Origin of the sequence: Exiguobacterium sp. s48 (assembly GCF_018617395.1) — a bacterium.
Classification (GTDB): Bacteria; Bacillota; Bacilli; order Exiguobacteriales; family Exiguobacteriaceae; genus Exiguobacterium.
Genome location: NZ_JACSKC010000001.1, coordinates 1,893,126 through 1,907,883, shown reverse-complemented (window position 1 = coordinate 1,907,883; position 14,758 = coordinate 1,893,126). Strand labels below are relative to the sequence as shown.

15 protein-coding genes and 2 other annotated features are annotated in these 14,758 nt (G+C 49.5%); of the genes, 10 read left to right on the top strand and 5 right to left on the bottom strand.

What is annotated here, in order from left to right:
- The first annotated feature begins 322 nt into the window (after positions 1 to 322).
- The gene (locus KNO66_RS09640) at positions 323 to 1,813 is read left to right on the top strand and encodes a murein hydrolase activator EnvC family protein (RefSeq protein WP_214742210.1); all 1,491 of its coding nucleotides are present in this window, start codon (positions 323 to 325) and stop codon (positions 1,811 to 1,813) included.
- 86 nt (positions 1,814 to 1,899) lie between these two features.
- On the opposite strand, the gene KNO66_RS09635 is transcribed toward KNO66_RS09640, so the two are convergent.
- Complete coding sequence (locus KNO66_RS09635) at positions 1,900 to 3,213, bottom strand: amino acid permease (protein ID WP_251127384.1); 1,314 nt, start codon at positions 3,211 to 3,213, stop codon at positions 1,900 to 1,902.
- Positions 3,214 to 3,455: 242 nt separating this feature from the next.
- Positions 3,456 to 3,684, top strand: a binding site (T-box leader).
- Positions 3,685 to 3,732: 48 nt separating this feature from the next.
- Positions 3,733 to 3,960: a binding site (T-box leader), on the top strand.
- A 55-nt stretch (positions 3,961 to 4,015) separates the two neighbouring features.
- Here KNO66_RS09635 and trpD point away from each other — a divergent pair.
- From trpD to trpA, 5 genes are read left to right on the top strand one after another with little or no spacing between them, the layout of a single operon-like run.
- Positions 4,016 to 5,005 (top strand): anthranilate phosphoribosyltransferase, encoded by a 990-nt coding sequence (trpD, locus tag KNO66_RS09630; protein ID WP_214742208.1) that lies wholly within the window; start codon positions 4,016 to 4,018, stop codon positions 5,003 to 5,005.
- Positions 5,002 to 5,763 carry an indole-3-glycerol phosphate synthase TrpC gene (gene trpC, locus KNO66_RS09625; protein ID WP_214742207.1) on the top strand — a complete coding sequence of 254 codons (762 nt, stop codon included), beginning with the start codon at positions 5,002 to 5,004 and terminating at the stop codon, positions 5,761 to 5,763. Before trpD ends, trpC begins: the two co-directional genes overlap by 4 nt.
- Positions 5,739 to 6,293: a phosphoribosylanthranilate isomerase gene (locus tag KNO66_RS09620; protein ID WP_214742206.1), complete on the top strand. Its 555-nt coding sequence runs from the start codon at positions 5,739 to 5,741 to the stop codon at positions 6,291 to 6,293. The genes trpC and KNO66_RS09620 overlap by 25 nt, the downstream gene beginning before the upstream one ends.
- Complete coding sequence (trpB, locus tag KNO66_RS09615; RefSeq protein WP_041917953.1) at positions 6,290 to 7,477, top strand: tryptophan synthase subunit beta; 1,188 nt, start codon at positions 6,290 to 6,292, stop codon at positions 7,475 to 7,477. Before KNO66_RS09620 ends, trpB begins: the two co-directional genes overlap by 4 nt.
- Positions 7,474 to 8,241 (top strand): tryptophan synthase subunit alpha, encoded by a 768-nt coding sequence (trpA, locus tag KNO66_RS09610; protein ID WP_214742205.1) that lies wholly within the window; start codon positions 7,474 to 7,476, stop codon positions 8,239 to 8,241. Before trpB ends, trpA begins: the two co-directional genes overlap by 4 nt.
- A 36-nt stretch (positions 8,242 to 8,277) precedes the next feature.
- Here trpA and KNO66_RS09605 read toward each other — a convergent pair whose 3' ends face one another.
- Positions 8,278 to 9,768 (bottom strand): potassium/proton antiporter, encoded by a 1,491-nt coding sequence (locus tag KNO66_RS09605; RefSeq protein WP_214742204.1) that lies wholly within the window; start codon positions 9,766 to 9,768, stop codon positions 8,278 to 8,280.
- Between the two features lie 153 nt (positions 9,769 to 9,921).
- Here KNO66_RS09605 and KNO66_RS09600 point away from each other — a divergent pair, with 153 nt between their 5' ends.
- Complete coding sequence (locus tag KNO66_RS09600; protein WP_214742203.1) at positions 9,922 to 10,860, top strand: ATP-grasp domain-containing protein; 939 nt, start codon at positions 9,922 to 9,924, stop codon at positions 10,858 to 10,860.
- A gap of 3 nt (positions 10,861 to 10,863) precedes the next feature.
- Here the strand turns inward: KNO66_RS09600 and KNO66_RS09595 are convergent, their stop codons facing one another.
- Complete coding sequence (locus KNO66_RS09595) at positions 10,864 to 11,010, bottom strand: hypothetical protein (protein ID WP_012727492.1); 147 nt, start codon at positions 11,008 to 11,010, stop codon at positions 10,864 to 10,866.
- 75 nt (positions 11,011 to 11,085) lie between these two features.
- A complete protein-coding gene (gene hemQ, locus KNO66_RS09590) occupies positions 11,086 to 11,862 on the bottom strand; it encodes a hydrogen peroxide-dependent heme synthase (RefSeq protein WP_214742202.1) in 777 nt (258 codons plus the stop codon).
- Between the two features lie 338 nt (positions 11,863 to 12,200).
- Here hemQ and pta point away from each other — a divergent pair, with 338 nt between their 5' ends.
- From pta to KNO66_RS09575, 3 genes are all read left to right on the top strand, one after another.
- Positions 12,201 to 13,190, top strand: coding sequence for a phosphate acetyltransferase (pta, locus tag KNO66_RS09585; RefSeq protein ID WP_214742201.1), 990 nt, complete (start codon positions 12,201 to 12,203; stop codon positions 13,188 to 13,190).
- A gap of 101 nt (positions 13,191 to 13,291) precedes the next feature.
- Positions 13,292 to 13,591 carry a rhodanese-like domain-containing protein gene (locus KNO66_RS09580; protein WP_214742200.1) on the top strand — a complete coding sequence of 100 codons (300 nt, stop codon included), beginning with the start codon at positions 13,292 to 13,294 and terminating at the stop codon, positions 13,589 to 13,591.
- The gene (locus KNO66_RS09575; protein WP_012727488.1) at positions 13,591 to 13,755 is read left to right on the top strand and encodes a hypothetical protein; all 165 of its coding nucleotides are present in this window, start codon (positions 13,591 to 13,593) and stop codon (positions 13,753 to 13,755) included. Before KNO66_RS09580 ends, KNO66_RS09575 begins: the two co-directional genes overlap by 1 nt.
- Positions 13,756 to 13,793: 38 nt before the next feature.
- Here KNO66_RS09575 and folE2 read toward each other — a convergent pair whose 3' ends face one another.
- Complete coding sequence (gene folE2, locus KNO66_RS09570) at positions 13,794 to 14,705, bottom strand: GTP cyclohydrolase FolE2 (RefSeq protein WP_012727487.1); 912 nt, start codon at positions 14,703 to 14,705, stop codon at positions 13,794 to 13,796.
- Positions 14,706 to 14,758: the final 53 nt, after the last annotated feature.

Sequence of the window (14,758 nt, the reverse complement as noted above, 5' to 3'; positions counted from 1 at the left end):
GGATGTATACTTCCTATATTTATTATTTGAAAATAGGGTAAAGTATTCTCTATTTACATAAAACATTACAGAAAGATGTCAAAAAGGGGAGTCGAAAAAGATATTGATACATAATAAGTGGTGCGTATTCATTAGCGACGCTATTGTTTGTGCGTAATAAAATTGAAATATAACTTTAACAGGAAAATATCTAACAGTTAGATATAATTAGTCGTGTTGAAACTCAACGGATCGATCGTTTTTGTTACATACTGAAACGGCTTAAAATATGTAGTTCCGCTGGTACCCAGGTTTGTTATTTTAGAAAGGATGTACCTCATTCATGAATTGGAAACGCACAGTCTCGACGCTGACGCTAGGTGTGATGCTGATCAGCACACATACAGTTGCGGATGCATCGACGTCAATTAAAGAAAAACAAGAACAACAACAAAAAGTGCAAGAAAAACGAAATAACGTGAAGAAAGACCAAGCTGATACTTCATCAAAAATCGAAGTGAACAAAGAAGAGATTTCGAAAGTTCAGGCAGAGGTCAATAAAATGGACGCGCAGTTACAGGACATCATCAACGATGTCGCTATGAAGCGCCAAGAAATCAAACGCACTGAAATGAAAATCGAGGATTTGGAAGCTGATATTAAAGACTACCAAGAGAAAATGAAAGCCCAAGAAGAAATGATGAAAGAACGGATGGCCACGATGCAAAAAAATGGTGGTAGTTCAATCAACTGGGCCGAGTTTATCTTTGGGTCGAAAAATCTTTCAGACCTCGTCACACGCATGATCACAGCTGGAACGATTCAACGGAGTGACCAAGAATTGTTTGACGACTATGAAGCGACACAACGGTCGTTGAAAAAAGCACAGGCCGACTTGAAAGCAGAGCGTGCCTCGCTGCTCGAACAACAAAAAGCACTCGAAATTCGTCAAGCCGAGCTTGAAAAGAAAATGAAACAACGCGAAAAACGTATTAAAGAACTTGAAGAAAAAAATATCAAGTTCGAATCGCAAATCTTCGACCTTCAAGAGATTGAAGCGACGTTAGAGGCGCAAGAACAGGCGATTGCCGCTGAAATCGAAGCGCAACGTCGTGAAGAAGAGGAAGCCCGTCGACGTGCGGAAGAAGCAGCTCGTCAAGAGGCGGCACGTAAAGCGGAAGAAGCGCGTCAAGCAGAAGCTGCACGACAAGCGGAAGCAGCACGTCAGGCCGAAGCTGAACGAAAAGCAGAAGCGGCTCGTCAAGCAGCACAACAAAAACAAGACAATAAGACTAATACCACGTCTTCGTCATCTTCAAACAAGACGTCGACACCTGCACCAAAACCGGCACCGGCGCCAGCCCCTAAACCTGAGCCGACTCCACCGCCGGCACCAACGACATCTACGCCAGCTCCGTCTAGCTCGATGTTTATTCAACCGGCTTCAGGTCGATACTCACAAGGCTGGGGACCAGCGAGCGGCGCTTACGGATACTCGTTCCACAACGGCTTAGATATCGCAGGACCTGTTGGTACACCGATTCATGCAGCAGCTACAGGTACGGTCATTCGTGCAGGCTGGGGCGGGGCATATGGGAATCACGTCATGATCGCCCACGTCATCAACGGTCAAGTTTGGACAACGGTATATGCACATATGACATCAGTATCTGTCAGTTCAGGGCAACGTGTGACCCAAGGATCGAATATCGGGACGTTGGGAAGTACTGGTAATTCGTCAGGTCCACACTTACACTTTGAAATCCACAAAGGTGGCTACTCGTACTCGGCAACGAGCGCAGGAAGCACCGTCAACCCCCGTCAGTTCTTCTGATGCCTTAAATTGCGAGTTCCTTTCGATTGCGAAAGGAACTCTTTTTGCATAAAAAAACCCTCCGTATCATGACGGAGGGAGAAGACTTAATTGGCTTTTTCAATATTTTGTGAGCGACCTTGTTTATTACGCAATTGTTCTCGTACGTAATAGATGATGGTCAATCCAATCAACCATGGTACGCCGAATTTCAACAAGATGTTGAAATCTGTGAACCAGGTTGTGATCATCAGACTGAGGAGTAATACTGCTCCGAGTAATGGGAGGAACGGATAGCCCATCATGCGAACGGGAAGTTTTCGTCCAGTCCATTTCTTACGGAAGAACAAGTGGGAGACAAACACCATGAACCATGTGAAAATGGCTCCGAACATCGAGATTCCCATCAAGAATGGATACGACGACTCCATGAATACTTGTAGGAGCGCGGCAAGGACGATCCCTCCCGTTGAGACGAGTAACGCGAACGTCGGGATACCGTTTTTGCTAATTTTTTTGAACGCTTTCGGTGCATCACCGGCTTCCGCGAGTGAGTACATCATGCGTGTCGATGCATAGAGCTGTGCGTTCATAGCCGACAAGGCAGCGATTAAAATTACAAAGTTGAGGATGCCTGCCGCGAACGGGACATCGAACTGTTCCATGACGAGTACGAACGGACTTTGGTCAATCCCTGCTTGCTGCCATGGGATGAGCATGAGCATAATTGCGAGCGTGATGACATAGAAGAACGTTAGACGGAACACTGTCGCACGTAAAGCACGTGGTACAGCCTGGTCCGGGTCTTTCGCTTCACCGGCTGTGACAGCGACGAGCTCGGTTCCAAGGAAACTGAAGAGGGAGATGAAAATCGTCACCCACATTCCGTAAAAGCCGAACGCGAAGAAGCCTTCGTTTCCTGTCGTGATTGACTCAATCGGTGATCCTGGTTCGCCGAACAATGTGGCGGCACCGAGGACGATGAATAGGATGATGGCAGTTACTTTGATGAAGGATAACCAGTATTCGGTCGTTCCGAACGTGTGAACGTGACGGGCGTTGACGTAAATGAGTAGTCCACCGAAGAGGGCGACCCAAACGAACCCGTTCACATCTGGGAACCAGTAGCGCATGTAGATGGCGATGGCACTGACTTCAACCCCTACAGCCAGTACGTTCGCGACCCAGTAAGAGTAACGGACGAGAAAACCGGCGAGTGGATGAACGTATCGCTCGGCAATCGTTCCGAATGATCCGGATGTTGGATGGGCGACCGTCATTTCGGCGAGAGCACCCATGAGTAAGAGGACGATGAACGCCCCGATGGCATAGCTGACGAGCACGCTCGGGCCAGCGGTTTGAATCGCGAGACCGCTTCCGAGGAACAGCCCAGTTCCGATGGCGCTCCCGAGGGAAATCATCGTAAGTTGCCGGGTGGACAGCTCGCGCTTTAGTTTATTTGTTTCCAAAATCGATTCTCCTTTAGCTGAGTGAAATGTTGTTGTGGACGACTATAGCAGACGAAAAAAAACAATGTCAATTCGAAAAATCGATGAAGGTTTCTCATTTTTGGATGCACATATAGAGGCAAAGTTTTTATAATTTTTTTATTTGACATGGATTCATCTGCCCTGTATAGTACGAATTAACTTAACTGAAACGAATAAAGGCGTCGACGAAGAGAAGTAACGACGAATCCTGTATGACAGAGAGCTGATGGTTGGTGCGAATCAGTATATGGGACGTCGCGAATGGACTTCTGAGCTCTAAACCGAACTTTGAGTAGGCTTTAGCGGGTTACCCACCGTTATCACGGGGAAGCGGATGATTGTCCGTGAAGTGGGTTCTTTGGAACCAACGAAGGTGGCACCACGGGGTTACTCGTCCTTCTTATAGCGCAGGCTATGAGGAGACGGGTGACCCCTTTTTCGTTTCAACAATATAAATCGAGGATTGAGAAGAGTAGCGCGAGAAGACGTTTCGTCCAGAGAGTCAGGGATGGTGAGATCCTGACCGAGGCGTCCGCGTGAATGGGCTCATGAGAGCATGGCTGAAGAGAGTAGGCCGTGACGGTTTCCCCCGTTATCGGGATACGATGTGATTGCATCGGAGAGTGGATTCTTTGGAATCAACGAGAGGTGGCACCGCGGTCTTGAACCGTCCTCCATACGACGACTGTCGTGTGGAGTTTTTTTATACACATTTTTAGAGGGGGAACCGACGATGATTCAACAATTGGAGACAAACGCATTATCAACAGCAGAGATGAAAGTGGCAGCCAGCGAGATGTTCCAAGCGGATGAAGCGCAAATCGAACGAGTGCTTTTGGCGATGAAAGAGCGCGGTGAGACAGCAGAAGAGATGGCAGGACTCGCGGCATACATTCGTGAAGCGGCACAGTTCCCCCAGAGTGATTTACCCGTCCTTGATGTTTGTGGTACGGGTGGCGACGGGGCGCATACGTTCAATATCAGTTCGACCGTTGCCTTTGTCCTAGCTGGTCTTGGGATTCCAGTCGCGAAACATGGGAATCGAAGTGTATCGAGTCGATCCGGGAGCGCGGACGTCTTAGAGGCATTGAACGTTCCGATTGTGAAGACGGCAGAGGAGGTACATGCTGACTTGAAACGGACGAATCTCAGCTTTCTCTTCGCCCAGCATGTCCACCCGATCATGAAGCATGTCATGCCGGTCCGGAAACGACTCGCCACTGCGACCATCTTCAACCAAATCGGCCCGTTGACGAATCCACTTCGCCCGAAACGACAACTTGTCGGTGTCTATCATCCATCGTTACTCGAGAAGATGGCGACCGCGATGCGTCATCTCGGCGTCGAGCGCGGCATGGTCGTCCATGGTGCAGGTGGACTCGATGAAGCGAGCCTCGCCGGTGTGAACGACGTGTACTTCTTTGATGGGGAACAGACAGCGCGTTATGCGGTCGACCCACGAGATGTCGGCTTGATGCGGGCGCCCCTCGAAGCATTACGCGGAGGTACGCCGGAAGAGAACGCCGCAACCCTCGTCGCCGTATTGAACGGAGAAACAGGTCCGGCACGAGATGTTGTTTTACTGAACGCAGCACTTGCCCTTTGCACGTATGGCACGACCGCAACGCTTCGTGCAGGAGTGAAAGAGGCAAAACGAAGCATCGATGAAGGGCACGCTTTACGCGTGTTACAAAACTTACAACGTACGGAGGTCGAAGCATGAGTTATTTAACAAAAATCATCGGAACAAAAATGGAAGAAGTGAGTGACATGCAGCCCGTCGATGTCCCCGTGACGAAGTCAATCTCTCTCTTACATGTGATGAGCGAGGGATTCCATATCATTTCAGAGATCAAACGGTCGTCCCCCTCGAAAGGAATGATTCGGGAAACAGTCGACGTCGCCGAACGGGCACGTCAATATGAAAAAGCTGGTGCGACAATGATTTCCGTTCTGACAGACACGACGTATTTCAACGGTTCGTTTGACGATTTGCGACAAGTCGCCGATGTCGTCACCATCCCGGTGCTCTGTAAAGATTTCATCATCGATGAACGACAACTCGACTATGCAAAGCATTACGGTGCGAGTGTAGCGCTCCTCATCGTGGCGGCACTCCATCCGACACGTCTCCATGAGTTGACGCGATACGCTCGCTCCATCGGCCTCGACGTCTTAGTCGAAGTACATGACGAGGCAGAGTTAGGCATCGCACTCGAACTTGATGACGTGTTGATCGGCATCAATAACAGAGACTTAAAAACGTTCGAGGTATCTCTCGAAACATCGATCGATTTGATGAAACGCTACCCCGACGTCACATTCGTCAGCGAAAGTGGTGTCAGTACAGTCGAGGCGGCTGCACGTTTACAAGAAGCTGGGGCAAGCGCCATTCTCGTCGGGGAAGCACTCATGCGTGAAGAGGACCCGACCCGGTTACTCGAGGAGTTGAAAACATGTTCGTTAAAGTCTGTGGACTAAAGACAGAGGAAGCTGTTCAGGCGGCGGTCGAAGCGGGAACGGATGCCATCGGGTTCGTATTCGCCCCGAGTTCTCGACAAATCGACGTGACGACTGCGAAGAGATTAGCCGCACATATCCCACAATCGGTTCGCATCGTTGGTGTGTTTTTAAGTCCTTCAATGGAAGACATCGAGCAAGCGCTGGACGTAGGACTGACGGATTTACAAATTCACCATCGAACGCAATCAATGGAACAACTTCGCATCTTCGGGTTACCGATTATCGATGCGTCGACCGAGGAGACGGCAGATGTACGATTGATGGATCATCCGACCCCGGGAAGTGGGCAGGTATTAGACTGGGGCGCAATCGACCGGCCGAAACGTCCGTTTTGGCTAGCGGGTGGGCTATCCCCAGATAATGTGAGACAAGCGATTCAAATGATTCAACCAGACGGCGTCGACGTCTCGAGCGGTGTCGAGACGGACGGTGTGAAAGATATCAAAAAAATTCGTGCGTTCATTCAACGCGCCAAGGAGGAACTATGATGTATGCACAACCAGTGAACGGGAAGTTTGGACAATATGGTGGGAAGTATATTCCGGAGACGCTCATGCAGGCGGTCGAAGAATTAGAGGTCGCTTACGAAGAAGCGAAGCAAGATCCTGAGTTTCAAGAACGGTTCTCTTCCTTATTACGTGAATACGTGGGACGTGAGACACCACTTTATTATGCGTCGAACCTAAGTCGTCGCCTTGGGACGAACGTCTATTTGAAACGAGAAGACTTGAACCATACAGGTGCCCATAAAATCAACAATACGATCGGGCAGGCGCTCCTGGCGAAACGGATGGGGAAACAAAAAGTCGTTGCGGAGACAGGGGCGGGGCAGCACGGTGTCGCGACGGCAACGGTATGTGCGTTACTCGATTTAGAATGTACCATCTTCATGGGTGAGGTCGACGTCGAGCGCCAAGCGTTGAACGTCTTTCGGATGGAGCTTCTTGGAGCGAAAGTCGTACCCGTTAAATCAGGCAGTCGTACACTAAAAGATGCCGTCAATGAAGCGCTCCGTTACTGGGTCAAACATGTCGACGATACACATTATGTGATGGGTTCTGTTCTCGGACCACATCCGTTCCCACAGATGGTGCGTGACTTCCAAAGTGTGATCGGGACAGAGACGCGTCGGCAAATCCTTGAACAGACGGGACGGCTCCCGGACGCCGTTGTCGCTTGTGTCGGCGGAGGGAGCAACGCCATGGGCATGTTCTATCCATTTTTGAACGATGAGTCGGTCGCGCTCTACGGTGTCGAAGCGGCAGGAAGTGGTATTGATACAGATAAACACGCAGCAACCCTCACAAAAGGGGAAGTCGGTGTCTTACATGGGTCGCTCATGTATGTCCTGCAAGACGCAGCGGGTCAAATCGAGGAAGCCCATTCCATTTCAGCTGGACTCGATTATCCAGGGGTAGGACCAGAGCACAGTTTCTTGAAAGACATTGAGCGGGTGCGCTATGCGGCCGTCACGGATGACGAGGCACTCGATGCTTGTCTCGCCCTCAGCCGACAAGAAGGAATCATTCCTGCCTTAGAGTCTTCACACGCCCTTGCTTACGCAGAGACGCTCGCGAAGACGATGGGAGAAAACGATACACTGGTGATTTGTTTATCAGGGCGCGGAGACAAAGACGTCCATACAATCCGAGAGAAGGTGGCGACACGATGAAACTAGAGACAGCGATTCGACAGCGAGAAGGAGCGGCGTTCGTTCCGTATATCATGGCCGGTGACGGCGGGATGGACCGGCTCATCCCGACCATCGTGGAACTAGAGCGGATGGGTGCGACGGCGATTGAACTCGGGATCCCCTTCTCTGATCCGGTAGCGGATGGACCGATTATTGAGGCGGCAGGAATGCGCGCGCTTGAAGCAGGTGTGACGCTTGAAATGGTATTGAACCATTTAATAGAAGGAAATGATCAATTTAACGTTCCAATCGTCTTGATGACCTACTTGAATCCAGTGTTTCGGTTCGGGGTCCAACCGTTCTTTGATCGGGCGAACGAATGTGGGGTGAGCGGGGTCATTATTCCTGACCTTCCGTTTGAGGAGAGTCTCCAGTTATTCGCAGATGTTAATCGGCATGACGTCGCCGTCATTCCGCTCGTCACGTTGACGAGCAGTGAGGCGCGGACAACGTCCATCTTAGAAAAAGCAGAAGGATTCGTGTATGCGGTCACGCTCAAAGGAACGACCGGGAAAGCGGATGTATTCCCGGACGAGCTTCTCGCCTACTTAACTCGATTGACTGAGCAGTCACGTGTTCCCGTCTTAGCAGGATTCGGAGTCCATCGTCCGGAGCAAGTGCGGACGCTCGGGCAGGCATGTGATGGTGTCGTCGTCGGGAGCTTTATCGTCGAGGCACTTCATGAAGGACGAACAGATGACGTTCAGACGTTGATTCAATCAGCAAAACAAGTGCATATATAAAAAAACAGCGCTTCATACGAAGCGCTGTTTTTTTGCCTATAACTCCACTCGGTCGAGGCCGTCTTCACCAAATTTTTGGTCGAGTTGATCATGACGATACATCGAAGCGAGCACATATAAAAGGTCGCCTTCTTCGATGGATGTCTGTCCATTCGGTGGAATCAAGTATTCGTTTCGGACGATGGCGTTCACGACAGTGTTTGGTGGGAGTGTGATGTCCGCGAGCGTCTTTCCGATCATGGATGAGCTAGCTGTGACCGCATAAGGAACGAGCTTATGTTGAGACTGTTTGCTTGAGACGAGGGCGATTGTGTATGGGGAACGGATTTTATCCGGACCGAGCAACCCTAACTTCTCGGCAAGTGGCGTCAACGTCGTCCCTTGAATCAGGGCGCTCGTCACGACGACGAAAAAGACGGCATTGAATAACAGTTGGCTATTTTCGGTACCGGCAATAAGCGGGAATGTCGCAAGGACAATCGGCACGGCGCCTTTTAGACCAGCCCATGAGATGAACAACTTTTCTTTTCTCGTAAATGCCATGCCCAGTGTCGATAAATAGACGGCGATCGGACGTGCCAGGAACATGAGGACGAATGAGATAAGTAGTCCTTTCCAAATCAAGTCCGGCTCGATGAGTTGACGAGGGAAGACGAGTAACCCAAGGATAACGAACATGATGATCTGCATAATCCATGCGAGCGCTTCTGAGAATTGGACAATCGTCACTTCATGCGCCGTGTCCGCATTTCCGACAATCATGGCAGCGATATAGACGGCGAGTAATCCGCTTCCCAATAAGTAAGCTGTGACACCATACGTGAGGAACGCCATAGAAATCATGAGGACGGCATGCAATCCGCTCGAATCAAGTCTCAAGTGATTCAACATGAGGCGAGACAGTTGTCCAAGGATGAATCCGATTAATGCCCCGACAACGATTTGAAGGACGAACATCCAAATTCCGTCCCAGATGGTCGTATCCGGCTTCATCATGAAGTCGAGAGCGAGAATCGTCAAAAACATCGCCATCGGGTCGTTCGTGCCGGACTCGGCTTCGAGAGTCGCACCGACTTTCGGTGAGATATTCTTTCCTTTAAATGCGGCAAAGACGGCCGCTGCGTCGGTCGAACCGATAATCGCACCGAATAAGAAAGATTCAATCCAATCGAAACCAAATACGAAACGAACGGCCACGGCGACCACGGTCGTGGTAATCAATACTCCAAGCGTCGCCAGCGAGGCAGAAGGGGCGAGCACACTCCGAATCGATGACCATTTCGTTTGAAGACCCCCTTCAAACAAAATGACAATCAAGGCAGCGACTCCAATCAACTGCGCTAAATTCGAGTCGTCAAAGAAGATGAGACCGGTAATGTCACTTCCCATGATCATGCCGATTCCCATAAATAAAATCAAGGCGGGTAAGCCGAATCGAGTTGAGATTCGCGTCGCCATGACACCGGCTACGAGAAGTAGACCGAAGAGTAATATGAGTACATCAGTACTTATAACAGGTACGGGCAAACACAACACTTCCTTTCCAAAACAATACTCTTAGGTTCATTGTACCATGAAATCGTCTGATATTTCAGAATTGAGGATTAGGCAAACCATACACATTGGAATTGTCGGTTATGGATATGGTAAAGTAAACACATCATAGAAGGAGGAATGATGATGTCTAAAATTCACGTCATTCATGAAAACGAAGAATGGACGAACCACCTTGTTCATCGTTTAGAAGAGTTGAACTTGCCATATGAATTATGGCACTTGGACCAAGGGACGATTGACCTCGAAGCCACGCCCCCGGAAGGTGTCTTTTATAATCGGATGAGTGCCTCTTCGCACACACGCGGACATCGCTACGCCCCTGAATTGACGGAAGGTGTCCTCGCTTGGTTAGAAGCGAACGACCGGACTGTATTTAACGGCACGCGCGCGATTCGCCTCGAAGTGAGCAAGGTCAATCAATATACAGCGCTTCGCCGTGAAGGGATTCGTGTGCCGAAGACGATTGCGGCGGTCGGTAAAGCACAAATCATCGAAGCGGCTGAGAAGCTAGGCTTGACACCATTCATCACGAAACATAATCGAGCAGGGAAAGGACTTGGGGTCCAATTGTTCCATACGATTGAAGGACTCAAAGAATATGTATATGGTCCCTCATTCGAAGACTCGATTGACGGCATCACGCTCATTCAACAGTATATCGAAGCCCCGGAACCGTATATTACCCGCTGTGAATTTATCGGCGGAAAGTTCCTGTATGCGGTCCGTGTCGATACGTCGGAAGGATTCGAGCTCTGCCCGGCCGATGCCTGCTCGATTGAAGATCAGTTCTGCCCGGTCGGTGAGACGCCACCGGCGAAGTTCGAAATCGTCGAAGGATTCGATGACCCAATCATTCCACAGCTCGAACGATTCCTGAAAGCAAATGCGATTGATATTGCGGGGATTGAGATCATTCGAGACCGAGACGGCAACGTCTACGCCTACGACGTCAATACGAATACAAATTATAATTCCGATGCTGAAGCGAAAGCGGGATGCTACGGAATGCTTGAATTGGCTGCTTTCTTAGGCGACGCACTTCACGTCACCACGACAAAATAAGGGTCAGGCGCTCGCCTGACCCTTTTGCTGTGTATGTTTGAGTTGCTCTTCAAATCGATGTTGGACTAATTCTGCTGTCGGTGCCATTCGTTCGATGAACGAATCTAAACGTTCCGCAGTGTCACGATCGGTTTCTTTAAACACGCGCATCGTTGTTCACCTCGTTAATTAAGATTACTTGCTTACATCATCCTTAATTCCCGAGGTGTTATACGCGTAAACCTTTTACACGCTAAAGAATGTGCTCAAATTTTCTTTCGGTAAGATGTTCCCAACGTAGAAGTCGCCGAACTCACCGTATTTCGCACTCACTTCATCAAAACGCATCTCGTAAACGATTTTCTTGAACTGAAGTGAATCTTCAGCGAAGAGTGTGACGCCCCATTCCCATGCGTCGAATCCAGTCGACCCACCGATGAACTGCTGAATCTTACCGGCGTAACTACGGCCGATCATGCTGTGGCGATACATGAGGTCCTTACGTTCATCCATCGACAACATGTACCAGTTGTCGCCGTCGCGACGAGCCTTGCTCATCGGATAGAAACAGATGTGTGCGGCCTTTGGAAGTGTCGGATAGAGGCGTGAACGGATATGAGGGTTTTGATACGGGTCCCCGTCTCCAGATCCGCGATACATCCCGAGCTCGATGACCGACACGTATGAATACGACGGAATCATATAGTCGTATAGCGCTGTTTTGCGGAATGCGCGCTCGACGTCTTCAAGTTCGTTGAATGTTGGACGAAGGACCATCAAGACGAGGTCCGCCTTCTGGCCGAGAATCGAGTAGAAGGCGTGGCTTCCTTCACCTTTTGCTTCCACTTCTTCAAGAGAAGCGAGGAACGCTGTGAACTCGTCAATCATCTGTTGACGTTTTTCAGCATCAACGAGTTTCAAACGAGCCCAATCAATCGTACGGAAATCATGGAGTGAATACCATCCGTCTAATGTGGCGGCGGCATGTTGTGTATCTGTTGTAGGTACTGGACGTTCTGACATAAAAAAATCTCCTTTCGGGACTTGGCTTCGCCGTCTATTTTACCATACACGCTTCACTGACTGGCAACTTTGAGGCACTGTGAGGGTTATCACGATTCATGACGGGTAAAGAACAGAGGACAGAAACATGAAAACGGCTACAAAAATGGCTGTATCAGTCGATTTGTCGAAACTGTTCTATTCATATAATGATTGATTCTAAGCGATTTATGGCGAAATGGGCAGAATAGTTTATTTTGAAAAGGGTACTGTGTATAATTGAAATCGCGTAAAGACACAAGTCAACGGCAAAACCATTAGCAGTCATGCTGTAAATTGAGAAAAGGGGTTCATTCGTTATGAAATTATTTGAAACGTTGAAGCAAAAAGTTAGCCCGGTTCGTCCGACCATCGTCTTCCCGGAAGGTATCGATGAGCGTGTTCTTGGAGCCGCTGTTCGATTGAAAGCAGACGGTATGGTAGAACCGATCGTCGTCGGTGCGAGAGCAGATCTCGAAGCGGTTGCGGCGAAACACGGTTTCGACATCTCAGGTTTGACACAATATGACCCAGCGACATACGAAGACATCGACGTTCTCGTCGAATCATTCGTCGAGCGTCGTAAAGGGAAAGCGACGGCTGAACAAGCACGCGAACTCCTTACATCAGACGTGAACTACTTCGGAACAATGCTCGTTCACACAGGCAAAGCAGAAGGTCTTGTCTCAGGCGCGATGCACGCGACGGCTGATACGGTACGTCCGGCACTACAAATCATCAAAATGCAACCAGGCATCAAAAAGACGTCAGGTGTGTTCATCATGGTACGTGACGACGAGCAATACGTCTTCTCGGACTGTGCGATCAACATCGCACCGGATGCAGCGGACTTAGCAGAGAACGCGTTCTTGTCGGCAGCGACAGCGAAGACGTTCGGCATCGACCCACAAGTCGCGCTTCTTAGCTTCTCGACGAAAGGTTCTGCGAAGTCACCGGAAACAGAGAAGGTCGTGGAAGCGACACGCCTTGCGAAAGAGAAATCACCGAACCTTCCAATCGACGGAGAACTTCAATTCGATGCGGCATTCGTCCCTAGCGTAGCGGCGAAGAAAGCACCGGGTTCTGACGTTGCTGGTAAGGCAAACGTATTCGTCTTCCCAAGTCTTGAAGCAGGGAACATTGGCTACAAGATGGTTCAACGTTTCGGTGGATTCGAAGCGATCGGCCCAATCCTTCAAGGTCTCAACAAACCAGTGAACGACTTATCACGCGGCTGTAACGAAGAGGACGTCTACAAATTGACGCTCATCACAGCAGCACAAGCAATCGACGAGCGCAACGAAGCGTAAGTCCGGAGCATCCTTCTTATAGAAGGGTGCTTTTTTTGTTTTTTTAAAGGTGGACTGAGGTAAACTAAAAGAGGAGTCTATAATCGAAAGGGGAACTATGTATGCAAAGCATTCATGCGACAGAATTACGAGAAAAGTTAGAGAATGGGGAGTCTCTCCATATCATCGATGTGCGCGAACAAGATGAATATGAGTCAGGGCATATCCCGAACGTACCACTCTACCCATTATCGGAATTCCCACAAGTGACAGAAAAGTTGGCACAAGACAATGTGTATCACGTCATCTGTCGCTCAGGTGGACGGAGCCAGACGGCTTGTGATTACTTAGAATCGCAAGGCTACAAAGTCGTCAATGTCGACGGCGGAATGCTCGCTTGGGACGGCGACATCGAGGCGTGATGCTAGAGAATCCTTGGGTCGTCGTACCGCTTCTCATTGCGCTTTATCTCACTGTCTACGCGGTGATGAAGCGATTTGACTGGGAGAAGTGGCGACTCGTCTGGGCAGTGTGGGTGATGCTCATCATCATCTTATTGACGATTGAACTCGTGACAAGTCTATAAAAAATGCGGAACCTTCTTTAACAGAGGTTCCGCATTTTTTATGCGTCTTGGCGCTTATCGAATGTGATCGATGCGATGGCATCGTGTTGGTGAATCGACTCTTCGTTACGGCATTCGACGAAGAAGTTCACGACTTGTTTCATCTCGTACAAGTCAGCCGCGATCAAGCGGACCATGTCCTCGACGAAACGTGGGTTTTCGTATGCGATTTCAGTCGCACGTTTCTCATCCGGACGTTTGAGGACAGGGTGAAGTGGTGCTGAGGCGTTTGACTCCGCTGCATCGAGAAGGGCTGCACGCCAATCGAACCCGTCCATTGACGTTTCATCAAGTCCGGCTTCAATCGTGATGTACCCACGTTGGTTATGGGCACTGTATTCACTGATTTCTTTTGAGCATGGGCAAAGTGTCGTAACGTTGATGACGAGACCGACCGTCACGTTTGCGACGCCCGTTTCAAGGTTGTACGTCACACGATGCATGACATCCGCGTTCATCAAACCGCTAAGACCTGTCGCAGGTGCTTTACGCGTGAAGAACCATGGGTAACGGATTGTCAATTGACCTTCTGTTTGTTCCATACGCTCGGCGAGCTCCTGTGCGAATTCGATTAACGAACGGTTCGATACTGTCCATCCTTGTTGATGGTACGCGTCGAGCTGCTCTGTCAAACGAGACATGTTGATTCCTTTACGATCTTGAACGAGCGATGTCGTCAATTCGAATGTGGCAACCGTCGACTGAACTCCTTCTGGCGTTTCGACGTTCACAGGGTGCTTCACGTTCGAGATCCCAACACTGTCGAGAGCGAACAAGAAGTTTTTCGGTGTATTTTGTAAATCGACCATTTGTTCTTTCTCGGTCGGCTTTGTTCCTTTAATCGGTGGGACCGACCCGAACAATTTATGTCGTTCTGCTTTAGTAGGTAAAGCGACATGGCTTGTAGACATAATCGGATTCTCCTTTTTTTAGAGCGGTTCAAAGGACCACTCGTTCTTGTTAG

What these genes read in the sequence shown, in the direction of transcription:
- KNO66_RS09640 (WP_214742210.1), top strand. Translation starts at nt 323, where the DNA reads ATGAATTGGAAACGCACAGTCTCGACGCTGACGCTAGGTGTGATGCTG.
- KNO66_RS09635 (WP_251127384.1), bottom strand. Translation starts at nt 3,213, where the DNA reads ATGATTTCCCTCGGGAGCGCCATCGGAACTGGGCTGTTCCTCGGAAGC.
- trpD (WP_214742208.1), top strand. Translation starts at nt 4,016, where the DNA reads ATGATTCAACAATTGGAGACAAACGCATTATCAACAGCAGAGATGAAA.
- trpC (WP_214742207.1), top strand. Translation starts at nt 5,002, where the DNA reads ATGAGTTATTTAACAAAAATCATCGGAACAAAAATGGAAGAAGTGAGT.
- KNO66_RS09620 (WP_214742206.1), top strand. Translation starts at nt 5,739, where the DNA reads ATGTTCGTTAAAGTCTGTGGACTAAAGACAGAGGAAGCTGTTCAGGCG.
- trpB (WP_041917953.1), top strand. Translation starts at nt 6,290, where the DNA reads ATGATGTATGCACAACCAGTGAACGGGAAGTTTGGACAATATGGTGGG.
- trpA (WP_214742205.1), top strand. Translation starts at nt 7,474, where the DNA reads ATGAAACTAGAGACAGCGATTCGACAGCGAGAAGGAGCGGCGTTCGTT.
- KNO66_RS09600 (WP_214742203.1), top strand. Translation starts at nt 9,922, where the DNA reads ATGTCTAAAATTCACGTCATTCATGAAAACGAAGAATGGACGAACCAC.
- KNO66_RS09595 (WP_012727492.1), bottom strand. Translation starts at nt 11,010, where the DNA reads ATGCGCGTGTTTAAAGAAACCGATCGTGACACTGCGGAACGTTTAGAT.
- hemQ (WP_214742202.1), bottom strand. Translation starts at nt 11,862, where the DNA reads ATGTCAGAACGTCCAGTACCTACAACAGATACACAACATGCCGCCGCC.
- pta (WP_214742201.1), top strand. Translation starts at nt 12,201, where the DNA reads ATGAAATTATTTGAAACGTTGAAGCAAAAAGTTAGCCCGGTTCGTCCG.
- KNO66_RS09580 (WP_214742200.1), top strand. Translation starts at nt 13,292, where the DNA reads ATGCAAAGCATTCATGCGACAGAATTACGAGAAAAGTTAGAGAATGGG.
- KNO66_RS09575 (WP_012727488.1), top strand. Translation starts at nt 13,591, where the DNA reads ATGCTAGAGAATCCTTGGGTCGTCGTACCGCTTCTCATTGCGCTTTAT.
- folE2 (WP_012727487.1), bottom strand. Translation starts at nt 14,705, where the DNA reads ATGTCTACAAGCCATGTCGCTTTACCTACTAAAGCAGAACGACATAAA.